The 19,940-nt window shown below is 64.7% G+C and carries 19 protein-coding genes; 10 read left to right on the top strand and 9 right to left on the bottom strand.

The window, feature by feature from the left end:
• Nucleotides 1–106 precede the first annotated feature (106 nt).
• Nucleotides 107–613 (bottom strand): DUF2004 domain-containing protein, encoded by a 507-nt coding sequence (locus AC07YR_RS02345; protein WP_055803732.1) that lies wholly within the window; start codon nucleotides 611–613, stop codon nucleotides 107–109.
• A gap of 111 nt (nucleotides 614–724) precedes the next feature.
• Between AC07YR_RS02345 and AC07YR_RS02340 the strand changes: the two genes are divergently transcribed.
• The gene (locus tag AC07YR_RS02340) at nucleotides 725–2,164 is read left to right on the top strand and encodes an aldehyde dehydrogenase family protein (RefSeq protein ID WP_436057834.1); all 1,440 of its coding nucleotides are present in this window, start codon (nucleotides 725–727) and stop codon (nucleotides 2,162–2,164) included.
• Here the strand turns inward: AC07YR_RS02340 and AC07YR_RS02335 are convergent.
• Nucleotides 2,161–3,075: a LysR family transcriptional regulator gene (locus AC07YR_RS02335; protein WP_494732908.1), complete on the bottom strand. Its 915-nt coding sequence runs from the start codon at nucleotides 3,073–3,075 to the stop codon at nucleotides 2,161–2,163. The genes AC07YR_RS02340 and AC07YR_RS02335 overlap by 4 nt on opposite strands.
• 209 nt (nucleotides 3,076–3,284) lie before the next feature.
• Between AC07YR_RS02335 and AC07YR_RS02330 the strand changes: the two genes are divergently transcribed.
• The 8 genes from AC07YR_RS02330 (at nucleotide 3,285) to AC07YR_RS02295 (ending at nucleotide 12,322) form a co-directional block, all read left to right on the top strand.
• Nucleotides 3,285–4,697: an NAD(P)/FAD-dependent oxidoreductase gene (locus AC07YR_RS02330; RefSeq protein WP_494732907.1), complete on the top strand. Its 1,413-nt coding sequence runs from the start codon at nucleotides 3,285–3,287 to the stop codon at nucleotides 4,695–4,697.
• A complete protein-coding gene (locus tag AC07YR_RS02325) occupies nucleotides 4,697–5,428 on the top strand; it encodes a DUF1365 domain-containing protein (RefSeq protein ID WP_494732906.1) in 732 nt (243 codons plus the stop codon). Before AC07YR_RS02330 ends, AC07YR_RS02325 begins: the two co-directional genes overlap by 1 nt.
• The gene (locus tag AC07YR_RS02320; protein ID WP_494732905.1) at nucleotides 5,425–6,834 is read left to right on the top strand and encodes a class I SAM-dependent methyltransferase; all 1,410 of its coding nucleotides are present in this window, start codon (nucleotides 5,425–5,427) and stop codon (nucleotides 6,832–6,834) included. Before AC07YR_RS02325 ends, AC07YR_RS02320 begins: the two co-directional genes overlap by 4 nt.
• 405 nt (nucleotides 6,835–7,239) lie before the next feature.
• Nucleotides 7,240–7,485: a glutaredoxin-like protein NrdH gene (nrdH, locus tag AC07YR_RS02315; protein ID WP_011692201.1), complete on the top strand. Its 246-nt coding sequence runs from the start codon at nucleotides 7,240–7,242 to the stop codon at nucleotides 7,483–7,485.
• A 116-nt stretch (nucleotides 7,486–7,601) separates the two neighbouring features.
• Nucleotides 7,602–8,030: a class Ib ribonucleoside-diphosphate reductase assembly flavoprotein NrdI gene (gene nrdI / locus AC07YR_RS02310; RefSeq protein ID WP_055803727.1), complete on the top strand. Its 429-nt coding sequence runs from the start codon at nucleotides 7,602–7,604 to the stop codon at nucleotides 8,028–8,030.
• A gap of 2 nt (nucleotides 8,031–8,032) precedes the next feature.
• Nucleotides 8,033–10,189: a class 1b ribonucleoside-diphosphate reductase subunit alpha gene (gene nrdE / locus AC07YR_RS02305; RefSeq protein ID WP_200939385.1), complete on the top strand. Its 2,157-nt coding sequence runs from the start codon at nucleotides 8,033–8,035 to the stop codon at nucleotides 10,187–10,189.
• A gap of 90 nt (nucleotides 10,190–10,279) precedes the next feature.
• Nucleotides 10,280–11,254: a class 1b ribonucleoside-diphosphate reductase subunit beta gene (nrdF, locus tag AC07YR_RS02300; protein WP_028269034.1), complete on the top strand. Its 975-nt coding sequence runs from the start codon at nucleotides 10,280–10,282 to the stop codon at nucleotides 11,252–11,254.
• Nucleotides 11,255–11,494: 240 nt separating this feature from the next.
• Nucleotides 11,495–12,322, top strand: coding sequence for a VOC family protein (locus tag AC07YR_RS02295; RefSeq protein WP_494732904.1), 828 nt, complete (start codon nucleotides 11,495–11,497; stop codon nucleotides 12,320–12,322).
• A gap of 38 nt (nucleotides 12,323–12,360) precedes the next feature.
• On the opposite strand, the gene AC07YR_RS02290 is transcribed toward AC07YR_RS02295, so the two are convergent.
• The 6 genes from AC07YR_RS02290 to AC07YR_RS02265 form a co-directional block, all read right to left on the bottom strand.
• Nucleotides 12,361–13,998, bottom strand: a complete 1,638-nt coding sequence (locus AC07YR_RS02290; RefSeq protein WP_494732903.1) for an HNH endonuclease signature motif containing protein — start codon at nucleotides 13,996–13,998, stop codon at nucleotides 12,361–12,363.
• 78 nt (nucleotides 13,999–14,076) lie between these two features.
• Nucleotides 14,077–14,601, bottom strand: a complete 525-nt coding sequence (locus tag AC07YR_RS02285) for a DUF2087 domain-containing protein (protein ID WP_436057828.1) — start codon at nucleotides 14,599–14,601, stop codon at nucleotides 14,077–14,079.
• Between the two features lie 81 nt (nucleotides 14,602–14,682).
• Nucleotides 14,683–15,081: a nuclear transport factor 2 family protein gene (locus tag AC07YR_RS02280; RefSeq protein WP_436057827.1), complete on the bottom strand. Its 399-nt coding sequence runs from the start codon at nucleotides 15,079–15,081 to the stop codon at nucleotides 14,683–14,685.
• Between the two features lie 191 nt (nucleotides 15,082–15,272).
• Nucleotides 15,273–15,938 carry a peptidase dimerization domain-containing protein gene (locus tag AC07YR_RS02275; protein ID WP_436057826.1) on the bottom strand — a complete coding sequence of 222 codons (666 nt, stop codon included), beginning with the start codon at nucleotides 15,936–15,938 and terminating at the stop codon, nucleotides 15,273–15,275.
• An 865-nt stretch (nucleotides 15,939–16,803) separates the two neighbouring features.
• Nucleotides 16,804–17,913: a cytochrome P450 gene (locus AC07YR_RS02270; protein WP_436057824.1), complete on the bottom strand. Its 1,110-nt coding sequence runs from the start codon at nucleotides 17,911–17,913 to the stop codon at nucleotides 16,804–16,806.
• 166 nt (nucleotides 17,914–18,079) lie between these two features.
• Nucleotides 18,080–18,670 carry a TetR/AcrR family transcriptional regulator gene (locus tag AC07YR_RS02265; protein ID WP_494732902.1) on the bottom strand — a complete coding sequence of 197 codons (591 nt, stop codon included), beginning with the start codon at nucleotides 18,668–18,670 and terminating at the stop codon, nucleotides 18,080–18,082.
• Between the two features lie 85 nt (nucleotides 18,671–18,755).
• On the opposite strand from AC07YR_RS02265, the gene AC07YR_RS02260 reads away from it, so the two are divergent.
• Nucleotides 18,756–19,076, top strand: coding sequence for a putative antibiotic biosynthesis monooxygenase (locus AC07YR_RS02260; protein WP_436057822.1), 321 nt, complete (start codon nucleotides 18,756–18,758; stop codon nucleotides 19,074–19,076).
• Between the two features lie 44 nt (nucleotides 19,077–19,120).
• On the opposite strand, the gene AC07YR_RS02255 is transcribed toward AC07YR_RS02260, so the two are convergent.
• A complete protein-coding gene (locus tag AC07YR_RS02255) occupies nucleotides 19,121–19,831 on the bottom strand; it encodes a maleylpyruvate isomerase family mycothiol-dependent enzyme (RefSeq protein WP_494732901.1) in 711 nt (236 codons plus the stop codon).
• Nucleotides 19,832–19,940 lie beyond the last annotated feature (109 nt).

The raw sequence follows: 19,940 nt of genomic DNA, 5'->3' as shown, positions 1-19,940 counted from the left end.
CCCCCCCCCCCCCCCCCCCCCGCCGTCGGGCTTTAACTATCGATTGCTGAGCAACCGCCGTTTTGATGGCTCAAAAGGGCCGTTGCGGAGCAGTCGATGAAGCGCTTTACGACTCCCAGACGATTTCGTCGTCCACCACACCGTCCTCGTCCGCGGACGCCACCAGGACTTCGTCGGTGAAGTGCTCGCCCAGGGTGAAATCCAGGACGAAGTAGCGTTCGGGCTGGCCGGGGTAGATACCCACATGGCCTAGTTTCAGCGCCTTCAGGAACACGGCATTGGTCAGCTGGCTCTTGTCCTCGACGCCGAACACCTTCTTGAGGTGCTCCTCCTTGATGGCGTTGCAGTGGAAGTGCCGATACTCCTGGGGGCTGGTACCCTCCTGCTCCAGCTCATCGGCGATCATGTCCCGGACCTGGTCCACGAGCTCGGGCAAGTACCGCAGCCGGTAGTCCACCTTGTGCATGGCCGCCTCGTCGAAGTGGTCGTGGGCATTGATGTTCAGGTCCAGCTCTACCGGCTGGCCGCCCAGTTCATGCTTCGCTGCGATGTTGTGGTCCCGGCCGTGGTTGAGCTCGATTTCACCAAAGTGCCGGCTCGCTACCTTGTTCATATCTTCAACATAGCCCTCTCGGGCAGTCCATTCCAGCATCCGGGATTTTTTCTGGGGCTGTATTCCCGGGCTGCAGCCCGGGCTGCGTCCCGGCACGGGTACATTGATCGGATGCACACTGCCGCCGCCGTCGCCCGATCCCGCGAGCTCTTCGACAGCGGGGTGACCCGCCCGCTGGCGTGGCGCCTCGAACAACTCGGCAACCTGCGCAGGATGCTGACCGAACGGCGTGAGGATTTCATCGCTGCACTATTCAGCGACTTGGGCAAGCACCGGACTGAGTCCGCGATGACCGAAATTTCCTTTGTGACGGCCGAAGCCGCCCATCTGGAACGGCACCTGGCGGCCTGGCTCCGGCCCCGCCCGGTGGACGTGCCTGTTGTCCTGCAACCGGCCCGGGCGTGGACCGAGCTGACTCCGCTCGGTGTGGTGCTGGTGATCGGCACCTGGAACTATCCGGTCCAGCTGACCCTTGCACCCCTGGCCGGAGCGCTGGCGGCCGGCAACACCGTGGTGGTCAAGCCAAGCGAACATGCCCCCGCCACGTCCGCGGCCCTAGCCCGCTGGATGCCTGAATACCTTGGCGGCGCCGCGGAGGTGGTGACCGGAGGCATCCCGGAAACCACGGCGCTGCTGGCGGAGCGTTTCGACCACATCTTCTTCACCGGCGGGCAGGACGCAGCCCGCGTGGTCATGCGGGCTGCTGCCGAGCACCTGACTCCCGTGACCCTTGAACTGGGCGGCAGATGCCCGGCCTTCGTGGACGAAACCGCCGACCTGGCCACCACTGCACGGCGCATTGCCTGGGGCCGGTTCGTGAACGCCGGCCAGACATGCGTGGCTCCGGACTATGTGCTGGCGACACCCAAGATACTGGACGCCCTCCAACCGCTGATCGTGGACGCCATCACCGCTATGTTCGGCAAGGATCCTGCGGGCAGCGCTTCCTACGGCCGGATCGTTGATGACCGGCACTTCGACCGGCTCGCTGAACTGGCGGACAGCAGCACGGTGGTCCACGGCGGCCAGCGGAACCCCGGCAGCCGCTACTTCGCACCCACCCTGCTGCGGCCGGCCCCCGGGGACGCAATCCTGGGCGAGGAAATCTTCGGCCCGCTCCTCCCGCTGGTGCCTGTATCAGGACGGGACGAAGCCATCCGCATGATCAATGCCGACCCCAAGCCGCTGGCCGTTTATGTGTTCAGCACGGACGACAGCGTCCGCGGGTCCTTCGCTGCCGAGACCTCATCGGGTGCGCTTGCGTATGGGGCGCCGGCCGCGCACGTCTCGGTCCCGGGCCTCCCATTCGGCGGGGTCGGCGGCAGCGGAATGGGGGCTTATCACGGCGAACATTCCGTGCGGACGTTCTCGCATGAGCGGGCCAGCCTGGACAAGCCGCTGTGGCCGGATACTTTCGGTCTTGCGTATCCGCCGTACGGCAAGGCGAAGGACAAGCTCGTGACCGCGCTGCTGTCATTCGCCGGGCGGGCGCCGGGGCTTCCGAAAATCCGACCTTCCAAAGCCCGCCGTTTCCGGGGCCGCGAATCCTAGCGCGTGGCTCCCAGGCTGTGCAGGGTGTCGGCCAGCAGTTCGACGAACAGTTGGACCCGCGCCGTCTGCTTGTCATTGATCAGGAGGGCAAACACGTTGCGGGCAAGCCTGATCTCCGGAACATCGAGGACCACCACTCCGGTGGGCCGGTGCCGAAGGGCTAGTTCGGGCACGAGCGCGGCACCCAGACCCGCGGCTGCCATTTCCAGGCTCGCGTGGAAGTCGTCGCTGTAGGCCACCACGCGCGGGTGCAGGTTACAGCTGGCGAACAGGCGCTCAATGACCGTGGCGTCGCTGGTGCCCGGGTGATGGACAATCCACGGCATGTCGGAGAGGTGGTCCGCCGCCACCTTGGCGTCGGCGCGGAAACCCCAGGCCGCAGGCAGCACCACGCGGAATTCGTCGTCGCCGATCCATTGCCGGTTCACGGTGTGCGGCCACGCGAGGCCGGACTGGCCCACCTGGTAGACCAGGGCAACGTCGAGTTCGCCGCCTGTGCGAAGCCCCTGGATGGTCTGGGACGGCTCCGCCACGGACACCCTGAGGTCGATGCCCAGGTCCTTCCACTTCGGGTTCTGCAGGATCCGCGGCAGCACATAGGTTGCCAGGCTGGGGAAGATGCCGAGCCGGAGTTCCTGGTGGGTGGCGTCGTGCGTCCGGGAGGCGGCGGCCATCAGGGCTTCGATGTCCGTCAGGACCTTGGCGGCATGCCGCGTCATCACCATGGCGGCTTCGGTGGGCTGGATGCTCCGGGCTGAACGCTGGAATAGATCCACGCCGGTGTCCCGCTCCAAGGCGGACATCTGCTGGGAAACAGCCGATGCCGTGTAGCCCAGCCGGTTGGCGGCCGCCGCGAATGAACCCAGGCGGGTCACCTCCACGAGGGTCCGCAGGTGAACAGGGTTGATCAATGGTTGTCCTTCGCCTCGGAAATCCCGCTTCATTGTGGCATATCGCCTGGCGGCCCCGGAATGTCGCCGCTGACGGGCCGTGTCCATGGGGAAGAATCGCGTCAAGGCGGCCGGCTGGAATTCGCAGTCATCCGGGCGCCCTTCGGTGACGAATTGCCCATAAGACGATTCATCAGGACGATTCAGGCGAAGCCAACAGGAGCAGAACAGTGTCGCAAGCAGCAACGATTCCGGACGGCCGGCGGGTGGCCGTCATCGGCAGCGGCGTGGCAGGACTGACCGCAGCCTATGTCCTGAACCAGCGGGACAATGTGACCCTATTCGAGGCCGACTCCCGGCTGGGCGGCCATGCCCACACCCACGATGTCCCGCAGGCGGACGGCCCGGTCCTGGGCGTGGACACCGGTTTCATCGTGCACAACGAACGCACCTACCCGACGCTCCTGCGGCTCTTCGCGGAGCTCGGGGTGGAGACGCAGGACTCCGAGATGAGCATGTCGGTCCGCTGCGACGGCTGCGGCCTCGAATATGCCGGTGCCCGCGCCAAGGGGCGCGGCATTATCCCGCGGCCCTCCACCCTGCTGCGCGGCAGGTACCTGCTGATGCTGCTGGAAGTAACGCGCTTCCACCGCCGTGCCCGCGCCCTGCTGGCAGCGGAACCCGACGGCGGACCGGGCACCGATGCGTCCCGTCACGAGGATGCGTCCGGTCACGAGAACGTCAGCGCGGAGCCGGAACTGACGCTGGGGGAGTTCCTTGCCCGGGAGAAGTTCAGCAGCTACTTCATCTCGCACTTCATGACACCCGTTGTGAGCGCCGTCTGGTCCTGCGACCCCACCACGGCGCTGGCTTACCCGGCCCGCTACCTGTTTACCTTCCTGGCCCACCACGGCCTGCTCGGAGTGTCGGGCTCCCCGCAGTGGCGGACGGTCAAGGGGGGCTCGCGCACCTACGTGGACAAGCTGGCCGCCACCCTTCCCGATATCCGGCTGTCCAGTCCGGTGACTGCGCTGCGACGCCACGGGGAGGGTGTTGAACTGACCACCCCGCACGGCACGGAAACCTATGACGCCGTCGTGATTGCCGCGCATCCCGCGCAGGCACTGCGCATGCTCTCTGATGCTTCCCCTGCTGAGAAGGAGGCGCTCGGCGGAATGCCCTATTCGGTCAACCAGACGCTGTTCCACCGCGACGAAGCGGTGCTGCCGGCCAGTGCAAATGCCCAGGCGTCCTGGAATTACCGGCTGCCGTCCTGCGACGCACGTCCGGACAAAGTGCTGGTCAGCTACGACATGACGCGCCTGCAGCGGCTCAAGCCCGCTGACGGCGGGCGCTACATCGTGAGCCTCGGTGAGTCCGAACTCATCGCCGACGGCACCGTCCTGGACCGAATGGTGTACGAACACCCGCAGTACACGCCCGATTCGCTCCGGGCCCAGCAGCAGATCCTCGCGCTGGGGGACGGGCGCGTTGCCTTTGCCGGCGCTTACCACGGCTGGGGTTTCCACGAGGACGGCGCGCTCTCGGGGGTCAAAGCGGCCGCCCGGCTCGGCCGGGACTGGGAACAGCCGGCCGGCGTGTCCGGTCCTGCATTGGCGGGCGTCGCCGCGGAGGGCGCCTGATGAACACACAGGCAGCCATCTACCGCACCTCCATCGCGCACGTGCGCCGCACGCCGCTGCACAATGCGTTCACGTACCGCAGCTACAGCTGGTTCGTCGACGTCGACCGGCTTCCGTCACTGCCGTGGCCGCTCCGGCCGCTCGCCGAATTCCGTGCCTCGGATCACCTCGGCGACCCGGCAGGCACGCTCCGCGGCAACGTGGAACGGTTCCTGCGGACCCGGGGGATAGAACCCGACGGCGGCCGGATCACCATGCTGGCCAGCGCCAGGGTGTTCGGCCACGTGTTCAACCCGCTCAGCCTGTTCTGGTGCCACGACGCCGGCGGCAACCTGCGCTGCGTCCTCGCCGAAGTGCACAACACCTATGGTGAACGGCACTGCTATCTGCTCGAAACGGACGACGCCGGCAGGGCCAGCGTGCCCAAAGCGTTCTACGTTTCCCCGTTCAACGACGTCGAGGGCCAGTACCGGATGAGGCTCCCGGAACCGGGGGAGCGGCTCGCGGTCTCCATCGTTCTGGAGCGCGAAGGGCAGAAGCCCTTCATCGCAACTGTCGACGGCGAACGCCACGAAGCCTCCCTGCCGAACATTCTCTCCGCAGCGCTCGCTGTCCCCCTGGCACCGCTGCGTGTAGCCGCGCAGATCCGCTGGCAGGGCCTCAAGCTCTGGGCACGTCGGCTGCCCATCATCAAACGACCACACCACCCCTCACAGGAGGCAGTCCAGTGACCATCACCGAAGCTACCGGATCCGCAGCAGGAAAGCCGGCGAACGAGCGTTCCGCCCCGGACCGTGCCGTCCTCGCCGCTGACTCCAGAGTTCCCTACACTGTTCCCCAGCCGCCCGCCGTGGTTGACGCCGACATCTGGCCGAGCATTGCCACGGTGCCCTCCACCCTCAAGGCGCGGGTGGCCGGCCGGGCTGCCGACGCCATCTTCAGGGCAGCCGTGCGGCGGCTTCCGCTCGAAGTCCGCTACCCCGACGGGACCGTTCTTGGAAAGGCAGCCCTCGGCACGGCAGACGCCCCCGGCCGTCCGTACCCGGTGATGACCATGAACCGTCCCGAAGCGTTCGCTGCCCGGCTCGGCGACGGCGGACTCATCGGCCTGGGTGAGTCCTATATGGCAGGCGACTGGGACGCCGACGACCTCACCGCGGTGATGGAGGTTTTCGCTGCCCGCGTCGGCACCCTGGTGCCGGAGCCGCTGCAGAAACTGCGGGCCCTTTACCTGCCGCGGCAGCCGCGCAGGGAGCGCAACACGGAGCAGAACACCCGCTCCAACATTTCGCGGCACTACGACCTCTCCAACGAGCTCTTTGCCTCCTTCCTGGACAGCACCATGACCTACTCCAGCGCACTCTTCCCGGAGAGCGGTGACGCCCTTCGGACCGTTGCCTGGGACGGTTTCGCCGAGGCGCAGCAGGCTAAGATCGACCGGCTGCTGGACAAGGCCGGCGTCCGCGAGGGGACACGCGTGCTGGAAATCGGCACCGGCTGGGGCGAGCTTGCGCTGCGAGCCGCTGCCCGCGGAGCTACGGTCTACTCCGTCACGCTGTCCAGCGAACAGCAGGAGCTCGCCCGGCAGCGCGTGGCCGAGGCCGGCTACGCCGACGCCGTCACCATTGAACTCAAGGACTACCGGGCGGTGGAGGGCGAGTACGACGCCGTCGTCTCGGTGGAAATGATCGAGGCCGTCGGCTACGAATACTGGGCCACGTACTTCCAGACTATCGAGCGCGTCCTGGCCCCCGGCGGGAAGGTGGCCATCCAGGCCATCACCATCGCGCACGACCGGCTGATCGCCACCCGGACGAGCTACACGTGGGTGCACAAGTACATCTTCCCCGGCGGCGTCATCCCCTCCGTACGGGCCATCGAGGAAATCACCGAGAAGCGGACCGGACTCCGGGTCCGTGAACGCCTCGCCATGGGCGAGCACTACGCGCAGACCCTGCGCCTTTGGGAGGAACGGTTCATGTCCCGCGCCGACGAGGTGGCGGCCATGGGCTTCGACGCGATCTTCCAGCGGATGTGGCTGTTCTACCTCTGCTACTCCCGGGCAGGGTTCGAGACGGGCTACCTCGACGTCCAGCAGATAGTCCTGGACCACGCAGCGACAAAGCACTACATCTAGTTCCGTTCATCACATCGGGGCCCTGAATCTGCATTCAGGGCCCCTTTTGTGTGCCCTCCGACACGCCCGCCGCACAGTCACGACACGCCGTCCACCGGGCGACACGCGGAGCGATTAATTGTGGCTAACTACTCCACAGGGTGTGGATTTCGTCCGCGAAAACAGCTGAATCCCGGACATTTTTGACCACCCGGCCTGTGGATTAACGGTGCATTAAATGACATACTTGTAATACATCATCTTGGGGTCCACGTCGGGGCCGTGCACTACATGTAGTATCGACATACAGATTGAGCGGGACGCAGGACCGGCGCGGATGAGGGGTTTCAGTTCCGGGCAGTGTCTACCGCAACGATGAACAAGAGACTTCAAAAAGCAGTGACTTCAACAAAGGGGACAGGAACCATGACCGTTACGGTTTACACGAAGCCGGCCTGTGTTCAGTGCAACGCAACGTACCGCGCGCTGGACAAGAAGGGCATCACCTACCAGAGCGTCGACATCTCTCAGGATGCAGACGCCCTTGAGCGCCTGAAGGCCCTTGGCTACATGCAGGCCCCCGTCGTGGTCACGGACCAGGACCACTGGTCAGGCTTCCGCCCGGACAAGATCGAAGAGCTGGCGCTGAGCGCCGCCGCATCCGTGGCCTAGCCCCAGCTTCATCCGCCGTTTCCGGCAAAGAACTTTACGTAGATGAGGTGACTCCCATGGCAGCGCCGGCACTTGCCGATGCGCCGCTCGCAGCGGATGCTGCGAATACGACGCCGATGACACGGACATCCAGTCACCTCATCTACTTTTCCTCGGCCTCCGAGAACACCCGGCGCTTCGTGGAGAAGCTCGGCCGGGATGCGGCCAGGATTCCCCTGCACCAGCGTGAGCCTGAACTCGTGGCCTCCGAGCCCTTCGTGCTGGTGGTTCCCACCTATGGCGGGACCGGCGGCGAGGGATCCGTGCCAAAACAGGTGATCCGGTTCCTCAACAACCCGCAGAACAGAACCCTGGTCCGCGGAGTGATCAGCGCAGGAAACACAAATTTCGGGGACAACTACTGCATGGCGGGCGACATCATCGCCTTTAAATGCCAGATACCGCACCTCTACCGCTTCGAACTCATGGGGACGCCTGAAGACGTCCGCCTGGTAAATCAAGGATTGGACAAGTTTTGGACACTACTGTCGCAGACACAGAAGTAACCATGCCCGCCGTCGAGAAGACTGCAGAGAAGCCGCCGCTGCCCGCCGCCTACAAGGGCTTGGGCTACCACGAGCTGAACGCCATGCTGAACCTGTACGGACCGAGCGGTGAAATCCAGTTCGAGGCGGACCGCGAGGCCGCGCACCAGTACTTTCTGCAGCACGTGAACAACAACACCGTGTTCTTCCACGACCTGGAAGAGAAGCTCGACTACCTGGTGAAGAACCAGTACTACGAGCGCGAGACCCTCGACCAGTACACGATGAACTTCATTCGCGAGCTCTTCAACCGCGCATACAAGAAGAAGTTCCGCTTCGAGACCTTCCTGGGCGCCTTCAAGTTCTACACGTCCTACACGCTGAAGACGTTCGACGGCAAGCGATTCCTGGAGCGCTACGAGGACCGCGTGTGCATGGTTGCCCTGCACCTGGCCCGCGGCGACGAGCAGCTTGCCCTGCAGATGGTGGACGAGATCATCGAGGGCCGCTTCCAGCCGGCCACCCCCACGTTCCTGAACGCCGGCAAGAAGCAGCGCGGCGAGCTGGTTTCCTGCTTCCTGCTCCGCATCGAAGACAACATGGAGTCGATCGGCCGGTCCATCAACTCCGCCCTGCAGCTGTCCAAGCGCGGCGGCGGCGTGGCGTTCGCGCTGACCAACATCCGCGAAGTCGGTGCACCGATCAAGCAGATCGAAAACCAGTCCTCCGGCGTCATCCCCGTGATGAAGCTCCTCGAGGACAGCTTCTCCTACGCCAACCAGCTCGGAGCCCGCCAGGGCGCCGGTGCCGTGTACCTGCACGCCCACCACCCGGACATCTACCGGTTCCTGGACACCAAGCGGGAAAACGCGGACGAAAAGATCCGCATCAAGACCCTCTCGCTCGGCGTCGTGATCCCGGACATCACCTTCGAGCTGGCCAAGCGGGACGAGGACATGTACCTGTTCTCCCCGTACGACGTCGAAAAGGTCTACGGCATGCCGTTCTCCGACGTCTCGGTCACCGAGAAGTACTACGAGATGGTGGACGACTCCCGGATCAAGAAGACCAAGATCAAGGCACGCGAGTTCTTCCAAACGCTCGCCGAGATCCAGTTCGAGTCCGGCTACCCGTACATCATGTTCGAGGACACCGTAAACCGGGAAAACCCGATCGACGGCAAGATCATCATGTCCAACCTGTGCTCCGAGATCCTCCAGGTCTCCCAGCCCACCACATACCACGATGACCTGTCCTACGACCAGACCGGCAAGGACATCTCCTGCAACCTGGGCTCGCTGAACATCGCGAAGACCATGGATTCGCCGGACTTCGGCCTGACCATCGAGACGGCGATCCGCTCGCTCTCGGCTGTTTCGGACATGTCCAACATCACCTCGGTGCCCTCCATCGCCCGCGGCAACGACCAGAGCCACGCCATTGGCCTCGGCCAGATGAACCTGCACGGCTACCTGGCACGTGAGCGGGTCCACTACGGTTCCGAAGAGGGCCTGGACTTCACCAACATCTACTTCTACTCGGTGGTGTACCACGCCGTCCGCGCCTCCAATAAGCTGGCCATCCAGACCGGCCAGACCTTCGGCGGCTTCGAGAAGTCCAAGTACGCCTCGGGGGAGTTCTTCGACAAGTACACCGAGCAGGAATGGATCCCGCAGACCGAGAAGGTCGCGGAGCTGTTCAAGAACATCCACATCCCCACCCAGGATGACTGGCGCGAGCTGAAGGCTTCGGTCATGGAGCACGGCATCTACAACCAGAACCTGCAGGCCGTTCCGCCGACGGGCTCGATCAGCTACATCAACAACTCCACCTCCTCGATCCACCCGGTGGCGTCCAAGATCGAGATCCGTAAGGAAGGCAAGCTGGGCCGCGTGTACTACCCGGCGCCGTACCTGACGAACGACAACCTGGAGTACTACCAGGACGCGTACGAGATCGGCTACGAGAAGGTCATCGACACCTACGCCGCGGCCACGCAGCACGTGGACCAGGGCCTGTCCCTGACGCTGTTCTTCAAGGACACCGCCACCACGCGCGACATCAACAAGGCCCAGATCTACGCCTGGAAAAAGGGCATCAAGACCATCTACTACATCCGTCTCCGCCAGCTCGCGCTGGAAGGGACCGAGGTGGACGGCTGCGTCAGCTGCATGCTCTAATCTTCAACTAAATCGCGACAGTACGACGGCGGGCGCCCGCCCGCCGTCGTACGCTTAACTTCAAGAACAACCCAACGTTTAGGGGATGACATGACCGAAAAGGTCAAGCTGCTTAGCCACGTCGAGGCGATCAACTGGAACCGTATCCAGGACGACAAGGACGTGGATGTCTGGAACCGCCTCGTCAACAACTTCTGGCTGCCGGAGAAGATCCCGCTGTCCAACGACGTCCAGTCCTGGGCAACGCTGACTCCTGACGAGCAGCAGCTCACCATGCGCGTGTTCACCGGCCTGACCCTGCTGGACACCATCCAGGGCACCGTCGGCGCCGTCTCGCTGATTCCGGATGCGATCACCCCGCATGAAGAAGCCGTGTACACGAACATCGCCTTCATGGAGTCCGTGCACGCGAAGAGCTACTCCTCCATCTTCTCCACGCTGGCCTCCACGAAGGAGATCGACGAGGCGTTCCGCTGGTCCACCGAGAACGCGAACCTTCAGAAGAAGGCGCAGATCGTTATGGACTACTACCAGGGCGACGATCCGCTGAAGCGCAAGGTGGCCTCCACGCTGCTGGAGAGCTTCCTGTTCTACTCGGGCTTCTACCTGCCGATGTACTGGTCCTCAAGGGCCAAGCTGACGAACACGGCTGACCTGATCCGCCTGATCATCCGTGACGAGGCCGTGCACGGCTACTACATCGGCTACAAGTTCCAGAAGGGCCTGGAGAAGGTCTCCGAGGAGAAGCGTCAGGAGATCAAGGACTACACGTTTGAGCTGCTCTTCGAGCTGTACGAGAACGAAGTCCAGTACACGCACGACCTCTACGACTCCGTCGGCCTGGCCGAGGACGTCAAGAAGTTCCTGCACTACAACGCCAACAAGGCCCTCATGAACCTGGGCTACGAGGCGATGTTCCCGGCGTCCGTCACCGACGTGAACCCGGCAATCCTGTCGGCACTGTCCCCGAACGCCGACGAGAACCACGACTTCTTCTCGGGGTCAGGTTCGTCCTACGTGATCGGCAAGGCCGTCAACACCGAGGATGAGGACTGGGACTTCTAGGTTCAGCAGCCTGTACTTCTCCTTTGCTGCACCAATAGAAATTTCGAACGGCCCCGCATGCAGACGCGTGCGGGGCCTTTCCCGCGCTTGCGCCCGGGTGCCAAAGCGCCGGCCTTGTTGTCGTCGAACCCCGCGGCGAACATGCACGCCCCAGCATCCGCTTCGGCATGCGATTGACTTCCAGGGGGTACCCGGCCGGATCCTGCCTCGTTAGGCTTTGTCCATGGACGGGAGCCAGATATGACCGAACGGACCTACCCGCACGGCGTCCCAAGTTGGATCGATACGGAGCAGCCTGACGTCGAGGCGGCCGTCGAGTTCTACTCTGGACTCTTTGGCTGGACGTTCGAGGACGTCATGCCGCCGGGAGCGCCTGGCCGTTACTTGATAGCAAAGCTGGACGGCCAGGACGTCGGCGGGATGGCCAGCGCCCAGGAGGGTCCGGCTGTGTGGAGCACCTACATAGCCGTCGAGGACACGGATGCCGCCGTACGGCGGCTGGTCGCCGCCGGTGCCACGGTGCGATTGGCCCCCGCAGATGCCGGTGAAGGCGGACGCAGTGCGGCGCTGACCGATCCTGAGGGCGCCGAGTTCCGCGTCTGGCAGGCCAGACGGCGCTTAGGGGCACAAGTGGTCAATCTGCCAGGGGCCTGGAATTTCAGCGACCTCCACACTGCCAAGCCCGGCGCGGCCATTGCGTTCTACCAGGGCGCGTTCGACTGGCAGGTCGACGACCTCGGCTTCGCGATGATGATCCGCAGGCCCGGTTATGGTGACCACCTTGAAGCGACAGTCGATCCGGACATCAGGGCGAGGCAGTCCGGGCTGGTCGCCCCACCCGGCTTCGAGGACGCGATCGCCTGGATCGCGACCGCGGCCCCCGACGAACCGCCGCACTGGCACGTCTCATTCACCGTCGCTGACCGGGACCGGACGGTATCGGAGGCCAAGCGACTCGGCGCACGAGTCATTCGCCAGAACGAGACGAAGTGGACGCGCACGGCACTAATCCGGGACCCCCAAGGCGCGGAGTTTACCGCCAGCCAGTTCACGCCCCCTGCGGGGTGAAGGATCCTGCAACACGTTGTCGATCAGGACACTGTCGATCAGGCGCCCTGAAGTAGGAACGCCTCCGGGAGGAACTCGTCCGAGGGCTCTGGCCAGGGGTGCTCGTCAGCGTCCGCGGTGAGAAGTCGATGTCCGGCCGTGAAGAGGTGCCATTCCGGGAAGGGGTCCGGGGGTACCTCCGGTTCGGAATCGAGGCAGGGTTCTTCCGTGGCCAGAACGTCGTGTGGCCAGCGGGGTGGTTCCCAGTCCTGGTGTTCGCTTGGGTAGTGCCGCCCTGACGGTGAGGTCCATCCTGGCGGGTTGTTCTTGCTGGCTGCGGTGGGTGTCCATGCGGAGCTGTGTTTGAGGCGGTGGTGTTTGGGGCAGGGCTGGCCGAGGTTGGAGATTCCGGTGGTGCCGCCGTCGGCCCAGGCCAGGAGGTGGTCTGCTTCGTTGTCCAGGGAGTGGTTGTTGCAGCCTGGGAACGGGCATTTCCCGTCGCGGAGCCGGAGCCACTGACGTTGGGCTTTCGTGAGGCGGTAGCTGGTCCGTCCGATTTCCAAGGGCGCCCCGTCGCGGGGGTCCGTCAGGACGCGGTAGAAGGAGTCGGCGCCGTCTGCGATCAGGCGGCGGGCCATGGACGGCGGGATCGGGCCGTACCCGTCGAGCATGGCCGGTTCGTCTGTGGCCCCCAGGAGGGATAAGACCGGGACAGTGACAAGAACCTGGGCCCGCGGCGACGGGACACCCCTGGCCGCATTCCCGCCCAACCCGGTGCCGCCGTCGGCCGTTCCGCCGGTGGTGCCGGCCGCGCCGGGGTGCTCGCCAGCGGTGTGGCCGGTGAGGAGCCAGGTGGCCGCGGCGTCGGCGCGGAGCTGGGTGAGGGTCCTGGTTTCGTCCGGGCCTTGGAGGGCGCGGGCGGCGGTGGTGCTCCGTTCCCAGATCCCTGCGACGGTGTCGGCAGGGAGGTAGGCCGAAAGCCAGGCCATGCCGTCCCGGTCCGGGTGGTACTCGAGCCGCCGGTCTGCTGCGCTCTTGGTGTGGCGTTTTTCGATGCTGACCCGGTGGTGGCGTTCGCGCCAGGTGCGGGCTTTGGCGCGGAACCGGGACGGGACAAGGTCCCCGGCCGGGCACCCGCGGGCCGGGTTCGGTGCGTCGGGGTCCAGGAAGTGCGCTTCCAGGGCGGCCGCTCCGGCGGGATCCAGGCCGGTGGTTTCGTCGACGATGATCCGGGCGTGCTGCCAGGAAATCGTCCCGGCCTGCAGGGCAGCCAGCGTCAAAGGCAGGGTAGTGGTCAGTGTCAGGGAGTCGGACAGGAGGGCGCCGGCAGCGCGTTCAGTGACGGTCAGGACGCAGGCGAGCTCGGCAACGGTGGCCATCTCCTGGGCGGTGCAGTCCTGCGGGGATACCGCCGGCGGCGTCAGGGCCGTGGCCGCCTGCAGGTAGTCTGCGGCCAGCCTTACCTTCAAAGCGGCGGTCCGGGCTTCCAGCCGGCCCAGTTCGGCCAGTCCGTCCAGGCACGCATCAGCCACATCCCGCAGCGGATCGGCCTCCGGCGGCAGGCCGGCGTCGGGCACCTCGGCGCGTTCCGCGCGTTCCGCGCCGGCGCCGAAAGACGACGCCAGGACGGCAGCGGAGGCGGAGACGGCCGCCATGGCCTCCCTGCTCTCCGCGCTCCAGGCTGTGCTGCTGTCCATACCCACAGCATCTCAGGAGGCACCGACATTCTTGATGCAGTTCCTGGAATCACCAGCAGCCCTTGCCGCACAAGGGCACTATGTCTCTTTCGGCCGGGAATACGAGGACCCGGAGCGGGTCCGTTCCAGCAGGCCGAAGTCGACCATGTAGCGACGAAGCAACACGACGTCGTCGGTATAACTGAGAAGCCGTTCATTGACCTGTTTTTCTGTGAGGTCTTCGCCGGCCTTGATGGCATCGCCGACGATCCAGGCCAGGAGGTCCCGGCGCTCCGCCTTGTTGACCGGATACCTCTCGATCCTGCCCAAACGCATAAACCGGGCCACGCCCGTCTCAGGCTGCCGCCGGGGTTGCTGCGTGAGAAGGTCACGGAAGACCGCCTCGGACGCCACCAGTTCACCGGCCGCGTTCCGGTCAACGAGCCCGGACTCAAGAAGGGCGTCGACGGCACGGTTGCGTCGCTGATCCTTCAGATCAGGGTCAGCTTCGGGGAGTTTGGTGCCTAGCACTATCCGGGCGTAAACGGTCCGCGCGTCGTTGTTGGCGAGGGCCGCCATAACTCGCCGCCAGTGCGGTCCGCTATGCCTCGTTCCTCCGGTCACGGCCTTCTCCTCACCCTGTGTGCCGCCAGCGGTGCCCTGTGTGCCGCCAGCGGTCCAAGGCAGCCGAGAAACACATCATCGTCACCCGTTCACGGTGTCGGCGTGCCGATGCGCCACCCTCCACTCGCCGTCCTCGCGGCGATAGATCTGGGTGGCGCGGAGGGTGTAACTGCGTGGCTGACCGTCGACGGAGGTGGAAATATGCTCCAAGCCGGCGGTATAGGCCATGGCGCCGACCACGTCGTAGGCCTGCAGTTCGAAAGTGTAGGACGTGCAGTTGGAGAAGGCTCTCTCGAGGACAGCGAAGGCCTCGTCCACCTCCTGCTGCCCAAACGCATTCCGCCACGCGCCCAGGATGCTCACAGGCTCGTGCCGCGACCAAAGCGCCCGGCGCGGGGCCGAGTCGCCGTTATGGAGGGCCAGTTCCGCCTCATGCAGTGAGGACTTCACCCAGATCAGGAAGTCGTCGGCGTCGCTCATACCTTAGTATGCCTCCGGCCCGGTGCTGATGGCGATAAGTTTTGGGCTTAGCCATCCGTACCCAGCTAGGACAACGCGGCCACGACGTTGGCTTGGACACCAATGGACAACGTCGGATCTATCACCGGAGCGAAGGAGGGGGAGTGGTTCGCCGGAATGTCCTGGGACACCGTCCCCTTGACTACGGCGGCCTAGTACGTTTCCGGGTCAGCCCCGCCGATGAACCAGAACGTGTACGGAACGCCGAACTCGTCCGGAATACGGCTGAAGTCCTCCGACGCCGTCTGCGGCGTGGCGTGGGCAACCGAGTCCGCACCGTAGTGCGCCGCGAACGCTGCAATGACTTTAGCTGTCACTGCCTGGTTGTTGCTGGTCAGCGGGAAACGGTCATAGTACTCGAACTCGGGTTTCCGGGGCGATCCGACGGTGGCGCACTCGCCCCTGACGATCCGTTCAATCGCGGCGAGCACGGTGGCCCGGACCTGGTTGTCGTAAGTTCGGATGTTCAGCAGAAGCGTGGCATGGTCCGGGATGATGTTCGATGTGGTGCCAGCATTCAGCGCCCCCACGGTGACCACAGCAAAGTCGCCGGGCTTGGTTTCGCGGGAGACGACAGTCTGCAGCCGGAGCACGATCGATGAGGCCGGCACCACGGGGTCCACGGACATGTGCGGCATGGAGCCGTGTGCGCCCTTACCGTGGACGGTGACCTTCAGGGAATCCCGTGCGGAGAGGACCGGTCCGCCGGCGGTGGCCAGCGTCCCGGCGGCAAACGGCATCACGTGCTGCGCCAGCGCAACGTCGGGCCGGGGCACTCTGGCGACCAGGCCGTCGTCGACCATTGCCTGATCCGGCACCGATCTCCAGCCGGCTGGAACACGGGCTTGGCGGGTCCGAGTAGCGTGCTCACGTGCACGTCGCCCGCACCCAGCCGAGCTCTGCAACAAGGTTTGCCAGGACTTAGTCGGAATTGCTCATACCCATGACCTTTCCAGCGTTCCAGTCATCCCGGCGATCCGGGCGCAACTAGCAGAACAAGGAAAGATATGTGACGAGTCCTAAGAGCGCGGAGGAACCAGGATGACGACAATCGCCGGAGCCCCTTCGCACAGGGGAGTTCCTGGTGGTCGGTCGGTCTACACGTCGCCTATCGGTTTCCTTATTCCCTGCTTGACCAAGTTGTTGATTAGCCAACGTTTTTCGTGTTTGGCGTAGCTCACTGTGTGGGGTTCATCCAAAGTTGTGGCGAGACGTCGAGCGTCGTCCAAGGCCACAACGAGCTCAAGACGCGCCGAACGGGCCTCTGCCGCTTGAAGTAGCCTGAGTTTGTCGGGATGAATTCCTTTTTCATAAGCATCGAAAAAGAAGATTAATTCGTATCCGCTTGCGCATGCGAGCTGAGCGAGGAGGTTCCGATTCTGGTCCCCGGACCCAACGCGGATTTTTTGAATTCGCCGTGCATCAAGTAAGTTCCCGACATAGCTCACCAACCAAACACCAGACATCGTTGTCCCTTTCCCCACCGGGACTGTGCCTGAACCGGGGCCGGTAGACGACACAATCCGATTTTTCCGGTGTGACAACCGGCTGAATGCCGAGCCTACGCAGGCGTCGGCAGTGTGACAACAGGTCGACGAACACACCCCAAGAACTGTGCGTTGCGGGGCATCTTCGCTCAATGAAGTGACCGAGGAAGTTGGCCGCTGACGTGTCTCGACTCAGTCAGCCCGCCTCCCATGTCACCGGCAACTCCTTGAGTCCGTAGACGATGGTGCTGTCCATCCGTTCAAGTCGCGTCCCTTCGGTAACCGCCAAGCCGGGCAGCCGCGACAGGATAGCCTCCAGCGCGATTCTGGCTTCAAGCCTGGCAAGAGGGGCGCCCAGGCAGAAGTGAATGCCCTGGCCGAACGCGAGATGCCGGGAAGGGCCACGATCGATGTCGAACTGGTCAGGTTCCGTGAAGTGCCGCTCGTCGCGGTTCGCCGATCCGATCCACGCCACCAGCGGAGCGCCGGCTGAAATCTGAACATCGCCCAAAGCGGTGTCGGCAGCCGCGACCCGGTACATGGACTGGACCGGTGAACGGTACCGCAGCACTTCCTCGATCGCCTGCGGCAGCAGCTGCGGCTCGGCGAGGAGCCGTTCGATGGTTCCCGGCACTTCGGTGAAGCAAAGCGCAGCGTTGCCGATCAGGTTGGTGGTTGTTTCGTTGCCGGCCACCAGTAGCAGGCTGCAGAAGCCCAGCAATTCGGCCACGCTGAGTTTCTGCCCGTCAATCTCGGCTGAGAGCAAGTTGCTGATCAGGTCGTTTCCGGGCTGCGTCCGGCGCTGTTCGATCAGGTCCAGGAAGTACCCGGTCATCTCAACGTTGGTGGCGTGGTGGTCGGCATCCGCCGCCCCGGACCTCGTTTGGCTGACGATGACATCGGACCACTGCTTGAAACGGTCGCGGTCCTCCGGGGGCACACCCATGAGCTCCGCAATGACGATCACCGGCAGCGGGTAGGCCAATCCCTCAATGAGATCGGCAGTGCTGGCACCAACGATCCCGTCCAGCAAGTCGTCCGTCAGGGTTGAGATGCGGGGAGCCAGCGCATCCACTGCCTTCGGTGTGAACGCCTGGGTCACCAGCGAGCGCAGTTGCCGGTGCCGGGGCGGATCCGTGGTGATCAGGCTCGCCGCAAACAGCTGGCCTGTCTCCGACGGATCGTCCCCGCCCATCCTTGAGGAGAAAGTGGCATGTTCGGACAGCACCCGCTGTACGTCGTCGTACCGGAAGACATGCCAGCTCCCGGATTGCTCGTCCTGGAAGACGGGTGCATTCTCCCTCATCGCCCGGTACTGGGGAAACGGGTCAAGCGATTGGGTAAAGTCCGCTGCAAAGTCCATGGCTGGCCTCTCTGCTCGGCCCGGCAGTCTTTCGGCCCTGGCCGAAGCGTCGGGGCGGGTGGGCCATTGGCCCGTGAGACCCTGAGCATATCCAAGAAGGCACGGCTCGTCAGTAGCTAAGTGGTCCCATGCTCTCGACGTCCCGGGAGAGCAGCTCAACAGTCCGCATGATCGACGTGCGCCGGCGCACCCCGTCCGCCGTCGGGGTGATCACAGCACGCACGTTCGGGACGGCGACCCAGGCGTGGCACAGCGTCACGATGGTCAACAGCAGGTCTTCGGCCGCCGCCTCGCTGATGGCCGGGAGCGCGCGGCGGATCTCAGCCGCCTTGTCCGCCGCCAGCAGCGCCCGCCGTTCGGCGTCAATGGGGTCACCGCGCTCCAGCCCTTCCCAGAACGTCAGCCGGGCCAGGCTGGGAAAGCTTGTCGAGAAATCGAAGTACCTCCCGGCGAAGTCGGCAATGGCCTCAGGACCCGAGCCCACCACGGGGAGGTCCTCCAATGCCGTCACGAGCTGCCGCCCGAGTGCAGCTTCGAAAAGCTGCGCCTTGCCGCCGTAGTAGAAGTAAATCCGTTCGCGGTTGCACCCCGACGCCAGGGAGATCTGGTGGATTCGTGCCCCCGCGAAGCCGCGCTCCGAAAACTCGGCGATGGCGGCATCGAGCAGCTTCTCGCGCGTCGCATCCGTGTCCCAGGCCATCGCGTCATTCTATCTCCAACCGTTCGTTTGCTTTTGCGGGGAACGGCTCGCTAGCATCAATTCCAACTAAACGTTTGGAGATTGAGTGGAACACGATGGCAAGGCCCTGGCGGCAGATGAGACGGACGGGCACCATCATCGACCCCCCGGCCTGGCGTCCATCCACACCAGGGCATTTATCACCTGGGTGGCGATCTTTCCCATGGCGGCGCTGGGAATGTACGTATTGGGCCTCGTTGCGCCGGAATGGCCTCCGGTCCTTCGCGCCTTCGTCCTGACCCTGGTGGTGGTCCCCACGGCCGTCTACTTTGCCGTTCCCCGGCTGCTGATGGTCCAAGGCCGGATCGGCGGGGCGGTGCGCAGGCGCAGGCTCCGCCGCGTGGCAAGCCTGCAGTCACAGGCCTGAACCGGCGCACGACGGCGGCTGGTTGCCTTGGGCGCTTGTCCGCCTTACGGCGTAAGAGGCTCCCGCAGAACACGAAGCGCGAGGCCTGCGTCGCCGTCGATGGCTGCCGTCTCCTGCAGGCTGGACCGGCCCCAGAGGCCGAGGTACATGTCCGGTAGCGCCGCGGTGACAGATGCCGCAGCGGTGCCGCCGCCCACTGTCCAGCTTCCCGAGCCGGGAACATGAAAGCCGGGCACACGGAACGAAACTGCCTGCTCCGGCGGCTGCATCCGCCCCAGCCTCACTTGGCGCGGCGTGAACATCGCCAGGACCTCGTCAACGCCGTCGATCATGAAGTCCTCGCTCAAAGCCGGCGCCGCCCGTCCGGACGCCTGGCAGGCGTCGATGAGATGGATGGCGTGCTCGTGCGCCTGGCGCCGGAGCCAGAAGCCTGCCGTACGCGGCGGCGCTCCGAAGTTCCAGCACGATGCCCCGGGATCCACGGACGCCATCGTCGCGAGGAACGGTTCGGCGCCCTCGATGAACCACGCGGCCGCACCTGTGGCCGGCGGCGCCGGTTCCTCGACGTATGTCCCGCCACGAACCACCGCGGCCGCCCAGCGTTCAATCGAGCCAAGGTGCCCGAACAGCTGTTCCAGCGTCCACCCTGGGCACGCCGGTACCGGACGGGACAACACGTCGTCAGGCTGGCGGGCGAGCCCGGTGAGGCGTTCGAGGCAGCGGGCCAGCTCGGCGAGGTAGCGATCGGGCGACATGGCATGAGCCTAACCCGCCGGGCATCTGTTCTCCCCAAGGCAGATGTTGCTATCGTCGGAGGTGGACTGCCGGCCTGCGGTGCAGCTGGCGAGCCCTTCCGGCTACAGG

This window comes from Arthrobacter sp. GW460-12-1-14-TSB2 (assembly GCF_059423525.1).
This window is presented reverse-complemented; position numbering and strand designations above follow the sequence as displayed.